We start from the raw sequence: 6411 nt of genomic DNA, 5'->3' as shown, positions 1-6411 counted from the left end.
TTGATGGCTGACCAGGTGGATGGGTAGTCGTCTTTAGCTTCAATTAGCATACGGACGGCGCGCTCTTTCATTTCGGGGGTATAGTTTCGTGTTTTCATTGTCGTATTCTCTCAGATAAATGAGTCTCTGACAATCCCGGGGCGGTTCACCGCCCCAGTGGCGGTTTTTTTGTGCCTGCAATTCAGGAAGCAAAATCCTTTGTTTCTTAAAAAACACAAAATGATGTGAGCAAGCCGCCTTAAGGGCGGTTTTCATTTAGCCTTAAGTATTTTCTCAGCTAGCAAGGCATAAGTACGAATATTTTAATGCATTAATGCATTTATTTTCATTTCATACTTGCATTTAACTATGCATTATTGCATAATCGTTATACCAACAAAGACAAGCAATCAGACGATGATGCTAGTGACTATTTAAAAACATGGTTAAAGGCTAACAAATTACAGCCGATTCAAGTAGTCGGCTGTTGTGTGTTAACCATAAAGGAAAAAGAAATGGATGAAAATAAAAGAATTCTTATCCACCAAATGGCCCGGCAATTAATGCCAGTTGTTTATACGGAAACGATGCGTACTGCAAAGGAGAATGCATTATTTCAAAATGATGACTGGCCCACTGGTATCGCTACCGAAGCTTATCGAATGGCTCAGGCATTTGCAGACGTTTCAGATGCATGGGAAGCGAAGCATAGCTAGACATTCATGTTTAGCTAGACATTTTTTAGACATTAAAAAGCCCCTCACGACTCGAAATCAAAGGGGCTCCTAACACTAGGAGAGGAAATTATGACACAAGTCAGCATGCCAGCGCAACACATAAAAGCGCTGCTAAGCAAAACAGAAAATCAAGCGCACTTTTTCAGTGACAAACTCATTGTGACTTTAAGAGAGTCAAAACATTCTTCGATAACTCTTATTGGGTATATCGATACAAACAAGCACGTCATTGACATGGATGCAACGCTGATTGAGCAGCATTACAGCGGTGATGATCAACTATCGTTCATTAGTACTGATAAAGATGAATTAATTAGCTATCTGAATAATCAATTCTTTGAAGGGGCTTAATATGCAAACTCTGAAACTTTTACAGCGTGGTGATAGAACTAAGCCTACTATCTATAAATTAGGTGCTAATGAAACTTTATGCTTCTACCGTGATATGCAAGGCACTATCGAGATATGCGATACGCAAGGCTGCTTTATTCGCTCGTTAACCCGGTATGACTTATTAGACTGGGGTTACTCGCCAGCCAAATTAGCTGCTGGTAATGAAGTAGATCAATTTAGCGATGATGTTAGTGAGCCTCTTACAACGAAACTTGCCAGAACAGCAACGCAATTATTAGTTGTAGTCGTCGCAGCAATCGCTTTGGGCACTATAAGCAATATCACTGGCTGCACCACTTATGTTTTAAAGCAAGCTGATAAAGACATTGCCACAACAACTATAGCGCCAGTTGAAAACAGTCGCGAACAAGTGCGATTTAAGCAGGCTCAAACTCATGCCAATGAATATTTAGCAAAGCAGCGAATAACAAAGCTTAACAAACAAAATGGCAATAATTAATTATGTATGACAATTACCAGGCCCCACAGGCCGACTGGGAATGGCTGCAAATGTTAGAAGAGCAGCGAGAGCGCGAATCTAAGCAGCCGGACCACCAGCAAAACTTTAGGAGTGAAAACAATGGCGATAGTGACAATGATTCTAGGTAATTCAGGTGAGGGCAAATCCTACAGCCTAAAAAACCTTGACCCCAAGCTTGCCGGCTTAATTAACGTAATGAATAAGCCGCTCCCCTTTCGAGGCGGTAAAGACATCAAAAAAATAGCAACAGATAATCCTGATCAAATCTGTTCAATGCTTCCAAGGTTCAAAGCACCTATCATTGTGATTGACGACTTTCAGTACATCATGGGTAATGAGTATATCAAAGGCGCCAACCAACAGTATAAAGGCGATGCTGCCTTTCAGCGCTACAACGTATTGGCTTATAACGCATGGAATGTCATTAATACTGCAATTACTCAAGTTAGCAATAACACTCGTATCTACATACTAGCTCACGTCCAGGAAGAAAATGGCCGGACTAAAATTAAGACCATTGGGAAAATGCTTGATGATAAAATTGTCTTGGAAGGCATGGTAACAATGGTTTTACAAACAGCAGTACGTGAAGATGGCCACTTTTTCATGACTCAAAATAATGGGTTTAACACAGTCAAATCACCCGAGGGCATGTTTGTTAGCGATTTTATTCCAAATGATTTAAACGCCGTAGATGACGCAATTTGCGAATACTACGCTATCCCCAAAACAGGTTCCCTACTCGCTTAGATTCAATCACAACCACTGCAAACCACATAATTTAAGAGGATAAAACAATGCAAAATCAATGGGCTTTAGATAAATCAAAAGCAGCTAAAGTTGGTCAATCGGCCTATATTTCAGGCAATACCGCTGAGATATATCAAATACAAAGCGCCGCTTGGAAGGCCAATGCAAAACAAGATGGTAGCGAGACCTATTATTTGTCTCTTCATATCATCAACTCAGAGCGCAGTTCTGCTCATATAGATATTTACTATGGCAATAGCGCCGGCGAACATTGGAGTGGTGAAAACCTAATCCACGCGATGATGTTGTGTGCCAACGTGCCAGCCATTTCACAAGCTCAAGGCCAATACCAAGAGTATGACTTTGATGTTAAAAAAGACGTCACTAGAACTGGGTTTATAGCACCTGAACTTGCTGGTAAAAAAGTGGGAATGTTCTTAGCTGAAAATTACTACTTCAACAGTAATCAAGGCGAGGTTAAAAAAGGCGGCTTAAATCTTTTCAATGTTTTTGATGCCAAGACTAGACAATTACCAATCGAAAAGGCAAATAACCAGCCGGCCAATCCGGATGAGTTTAATCGAGTGCTAGAGGCTACGATTAAGTCTAGTGAAAAATCATTAGAAAAAGCGAATAGTCAGGCAGGTACTTCCAATAGCATGAATAATCAGTTCGTTCAGAACACTCAACAGCCGCTACCACAGCAAGGTCCTGTCACTTATAAGCGCCAAGTAGCACCTCAACAGGCTCAGCAACCAACGCAGCAACAAGGCTTTAACAACCAGATGACAGCAGCCGCAACGCCAGGGCCAAGTGATGATGATATCCCGTTTGCGCCATTTTTTGGTGGCTAATTTCGCAACCCCACCGACGGGTTAGTCGGTGCGTCAAGGCATGATTGGTGACGCTAAGCGACTGTTTTAGTTGGTGCGTTCGCTTAAAAGAACTACATGCAGCTAAGATCGAGCTACTCCGCCTTACTTGGTTAAGGGGTAAGGTTGTCTACAAGACGCTTGAGGCAAGGCCGATGCCAGTATCGAGAAACTGGCGCCTTATTTATTATCTTATTAGGGGTTAATAATGCTAATACAAACAAATTTATCAGCTGTTAAAGCCAACCAAGGTACACCAGTTGAAGTTATCGAAGAATGGCTAAGAGAAAATGCAAAGAACGAACAGCTTCCTGAAAACCTGGCGAAGGGTGATACGTATTTTAATAATACAAACACCAAGTATATTAAAGAGCGACAGGCCAAGAGCAAAAAGCAAGAACAAGACATACAAGCTGCGCTTATTAGTGCTGCTGGTAACGTGCCAAAGCCTACAAATAGAATGATTGATATCTCAGATGAATCATTTAAAGGGTTAAGAGGCCAGATTAAATCACGGCTTTTTAACGGCGAGCTCGTCAAAGTAAGTGATTATAAAAGCATGTATGCACCTTCTACAATGCGTGTCATCTTATCCAAAATCACTTCTGATTTAAAATCTCGTGGCTTTGAGGTTATCACAATCCAGACTGAGACTAAAAGTAATCTTGGCTGGATGCTAGAGACCGCTTTTAACGATATTTTTTTAACAAGAGATAATACTGAGGCTGTTCGTCGACTCCGTGAACCATTGCCTAAAAGTGTTTCCTCACGGGTAGCTTACCATCAAACCATCGAAGAGATCGCTCAAAGGCTGTTATCAGGTCAATTCGTACGGGTTGATGAGTACCTACCTCGGCATTCAAGAGTTGTGATTTTAAGAATGGTTGCTTTGGCTATCAAACAGGCGAAAGAATTAAAAGACGTGGTGTCTATCAACTATAAGCTTGGTAGAAAAGCTGGTTGGGTGCTCGAATCTGAGGTGCATAAAAAGCTCACCAAGGTAAATGACTACCCTCAAACTGAGGAGGCATAAATGAACCTAATTGCTAATCGTAGATTCGCTAATGCATCTGAATTCGAGTTAATAGCACTCGCATTAGATGAGGGTTATGACTCGCTAGCATATGCCCTTGCCTGCCGCTTAGAGCGCAACTTAAACCCTGAAGAGTCTGGACAACTCAGAAAATTGCAAGATGAAAACCATGATCTATCTCATGAGGTAGATGAACTAGAGTTTAGGGTTTGTGCGCTCGAACAAGAGCTTGCGAGTATGGCCAGCAACGAACAGCGCTTAAGAGAGCTAGTAAGTCGAGCCAGCCGAGCTGTTAACAGCAGCTTGGCTTTGTTTAAGGAGGACTGAGGTGACAAACGACCAAATTAAAGAAATTGCACTTAAAAGTGGTTTTAAACTCAAAGAGCAATCAGACGGTTCAATGGACTTAAACCCTTATGTTTATGATTTTGCTAGAGCGTTAATTAGCAGCGAATTTGACAAGGTCAGAGCAAACGCCTTGAAACTTATAAAAGATACTCCTGAAGCATCTCAGAACTTCAAAGAAGGCGCCTTCATGGTTATCTGTGAAATTAATAGGCTTGAGAATAGGCATATTGTCAGGCTATTAGAGGGATGGGAACTATGAGCAATTGGATTAACATTAAAGATAAGAAGCCCCGAGACGGGCAAAGATGCTTAGTGCTAGATGATTATGGCTATATGTATGTTAAACCATACATTGCAAAATATTCTGCTTTTGATGGACAAATTGCAGCGACAATAACCCACTGGCAAACATTACCTAAGCCGCCGAGGAGAGGTAGTGGTGAATAGATACAGATGCGAATCAGAAAAAAGCCGTTATTCAAATATTGGCCAGCAATGGGAAAAGGCCGTTTGGTTTAAGCGCACCATTAGCAAGTATGAACATGAAAAGGTGATGCTATTTCTTGGCAGTCGGTTTGCTTTTATGAGTGTATATAAGAACGGCATTGCTTTAGAGAGCGTGTTGCATCTAAGCGGAGATCAAATCGCTGAAATCATGGATAGCAGTACAACGGTTGCTGACGTGTTTGAGTATTGCAGAGAGCATTTCTGCAAGGACCTGGCACCGGTTAAGCGAAATGCTAAACCTGCAAAAGCAGATGACCAGTTGGATATGTTTGAGGCGATGGCATGACATATAAACACAAATCAAAGCCTGGCGTCACTTGTACCGTCTTAGAGGCAAGTGATGGCTATGTGATTTATCAATACGTGCATGATGGTTTGGTAACGACAAACAAAGCATGGGTCGATGACTTTTTAGAAGAATGGGAAATACTAAAATGAGCTTAGCTGGAAGCTAAAAAGTTCCAACTGAGGCACCAGTCAACACCCCTAAACAGGTTAATTGCATTTTTGCCATACACTTTGACGATGAAAACGACCCTCGTTATCAGGAAATTGTAAAACTTGTTCTTAATAAAGAGTCTTGGGATAACGGCAACTTGGTGACTGCACTGCATTGTGACAGCTTGGATAAGATGATTAACGTAATTGAAGGTAAATAATATGACAAATAAGGCAATTGATTTATTTTGGCATAACGACAGTAAGTCTCACAGCCCTTTTACTGAATATGAAATCAGGAAGAACGTGGAAACCGGTAAGTACCTATTTAAATACTGGAACTATAACGAGGTTACTCCAACTCATGAAAAAGTAGTTGAGCCACCGCAAACGGCAACTGGATTTACCAGCCTTAATGCTGCTAAAAATTGGGCACAAGGTCATTTTGAGGAGAAACTACAAAATTGGTGCAAAGCCCCAACTGAGCGTGAATTATTAACTAATAGCATACAAAGTCTTGTTAATGCATGCCACTCACGAGCGGCAGCAAATGGCTGGTGGACTGATCTATCAACTGGTGAACCTCTAACTCGCAACAAAGGTGAGATGATGATGCTAATAGTGAGTGAGATTGCTGAAGCAATGGAAGGTCACCGCAAGGGCTTAAAAGATGATCACTTGCCAGCCTACGGTATGGAAGATGTCGAATTTGCCGATGCCCTTATTCGTATATTTGATTATGCCGGTGGGCACAACCTGGAATTGGCCAGTGCTTTTGTTGATAAGCTTGATTATAACAACAATCGTGCTGATCATAAGATTGAGAACCGCAAGAAAGACGGCGGCAAGAAATATTAAGGCATATGCAAAGGA

Annotated in this window: 13 protein-coding genes; all 13 read left to right on the top strand. The window is 41.4% G+C overall.

Translation table 11 applies throughout. The annotated features are described in order from the left end of the window. Positions 1–494: 494 nt before the first annotated feature. The 13 genes from JMX92_RS04595 (at position 495) to JMX92_RS04535 (ending at position 6396) form a co-directional block, all read left to right on the top strand. Entirely contained in the window at positions 495–695 is a 201-nt protein-coding gene (locus tag JMX92_RS04595) for a hypothetical protein (RefSeq protein ID WP_201544176.1), read from the top strand. Positions 696–785: 90 nt separating this feature from the next. Further along, positions 786–1067, top strand: coding sequence for a hypothetical protein (locus JMX92_RS04590; protein WP_201544175.1), 282 nt, complete (start codon positions 786–788; stop codon positions 1065–1067). Between the two features lies 1 nt (position 1068). Continuing rightward, entirely contained in the window at positions 1069–1569 is a 501-nt protein-coding gene (locus JMX92_RS04585; protein WP_201544174.1) for a hypothetical protein, read from the top strand. A 2-nt stretch (positions 1570–1571) separates the two neighbouring features. Beyond that, a complete protein-coding gene (locus tag JMX92_RS04580) occupies positions 1572–1718 on the top strand; it encodes a hypothetical protein (RefSeq protein ID WP_201544173.1) in 147 nt (48 codons plus the stop codon). Continuing rightward, complete coding sequence (locus tag JMX92_RS04575) at positions 1690–2340, top strand: ATP-binding protein (protein WP_201544172.1); 651 nt, start codon at positions 1690–1692, stop codon at positions 2338–2340. The genes JMX92_RS04580 and JMX92_RS04575 overlap by 29 nt, the downstream gene beginning before the upstream one ends. Positions 2341–2387: 47 nt before the next feature. Further along, complete coding sequence (locus JMX92_RS04570) at positions 2388–3194, top strand: hypothetical protein (RefSeq protein ID WP_201544170.1); 807 nt, start codon at positions 2388–2390, stop codon at positions 3192–3194. Between the two features lie 226 nt (positions 3195–3420). Continuing rightward, entirely contained in the window at positions 3421–4245 is an 825-nt protein-coding gene (locus JMX92_RS04565) for a hypothetical protein (protein WP_201544168.1), read from the top strand. Beyond that, entirely contained in the window at positions 4246–4572 is a 327-nt protein-coding gene (locus JMX92_RS04560; protein WP_201544167.1) for a hypothetical protein, read from the top strand. 1 nt (position 4573) lies between these two features. Continuing rightward, positions 4574–4852 (top strand): hypothetical protein, encoded by a 279-nt coding sequence (locus JMX92_RS04555; protein WP_201544165.1) that lies wholly within the window; start codon positions 4574–4576, stop codon positions 4850–4852. Beyond that, entirely contained in the window at positions 4849–5040 is a 192-nt protein-coding gene (locus tag JMX92_RS04550) for a DUF551 domain-containing protein (RefSeq protein WP_201544164.1), read from the top strand. Before JMX92_RS04555 ends, JMX92_RS04550 begins: the two co-directional genes overlap by 4 nt. After that, positions 5033–5386: a hypothetical protein gene (locus JMX92_RS04545; protein WP_201544163.1), complete on the top strand. Its 354-nt coding sequence runs from the start codon at positions 5033–5035 to the stop codon at positions 5384–5386. Before JMX92_RS04550 ends, JMX92_RS04545 begins: the two co-directional genes overlap by 8 nt. Beyond that, the gene (locus tag JMX92_RS04540; RefSeq protein WP_201544162.1) at positions 5383–5538 is read left to right on the top strand and encodes a hypothetical protein; all 156 of its coding nucleotides are present in this window, start codon (positions 5383–5385) and stop codon (positions 5536–5538) included. Before JMX92_RS04545 ends, JMX92_RS04540 begins: the two co-directional genes overlap by 4 nt. A gap of 222 nt (positions 5539–5760) precedes the next feature. Beyond that, positions 5761–6396 carry a hypothetical protein gene (locus JMX92_RS04535; RefSeq protein ID WP_201544161.1) on the top strand — a complete coding sequence of 212 codons (636 nt, stop codon included), beginning with the start codon at positions 5761–5763 and terminating at the stop codon, positions 6394–6396. Positions 6397–6411 lie beyond the last annotated feature (15 nt).

Source organism: Psychrobacter sp. H7-1 (assembly GCF_904846585.1).
In the GTDB taxonomy this organism is placed as follows: Bacteria; Pseudomonadota; Gammaproteobacteria; order Pseudomonadales; family Moraxellaceae; genus Psychrobacter; species Psychrobacter raelei.
The sequence above is the reverse complement of the archived record's forward strand: the minus strand, read 5'-3'. Positions and strand labels throughout refer to the sequence as shown.

Bases quoted from the DNA above. Each gene is read 5' to 3' on its own strand.
- JMX92_RS04595 (WP_201544176.1), top strand. From the start codon at position 495: ATGGATGAAAATAAAAGAATTCTTATCCACCAAATGGCCCGGCAATTA.
- JMX92_RS04590 (WP_201544175.1), top strand. From the start codon at position 786: ATGACACAAGTCAGCATGCCAGCGCAACACATAAAAGCGCTGCTAAGC.
- JMX92_RS04585 (WP_201544174.1), top strand. From the start codon at position 1,069: ATGCAAACTCTGAAACTTTTACAGCGTGGTGATAGAACTAAGCCTACT.
- JMX92_RS04580 (WP_201544173.1), top strand. From the start codon at position 1,572: ATGTATGACAATTACCAGGCCCCACAGGCCGACTGGGAATGGCTGCAA.
- JMX92_RS04575 (WP_201544172.1), top strand. From the start codon at position 1,690: ATGGCGATAGTGACAATGATTCTAGGTAATTCAGGTGAGGGCAAATCC.
- JMX92_RS04570 (WP_201544170.1), top strand. From the start codon at position 2,388: ATGCAAAATCAATGGGCTTTAGATAAATCAAAAGCAGCTAAAGTTGGT.
- JMX92_RS04565 (WP_201544168.1), top strand. From the start codon at position 3,421: ATGCTAATACAAACAAATTTATCAGCTGTTAAAGCCAACCAAGGTACA.
- JMX92_RS04560 (WP_201544167.1), top strand. From the start codon at position 4,246: ATGAACCTAATTGCTAATCGTAGATTCGCTAATGCATCTGAATTCGAG.
- JMX92_RS04550 (WP_201544164.1), top strand. From the start codon at position 4,849: ATGAGCAATTGGATTAACATTAAAGATAAGAAGCCCCGAGACGGGCAA.
- JMX92_RS04540 (WP_201544162.1), top strand. From the start codon at position 5,383: ATGACATATAAACACAAATCAAAGCCTGGCGTCACTTGTACCGTCTTA.
- JMX92_RS04535 (WP_201544161.1), top strand. From the start codon at position 5,761: ATGACAAATAAGGCAATTGATTTATTTTGGCATAACGACAGTAAGTCT.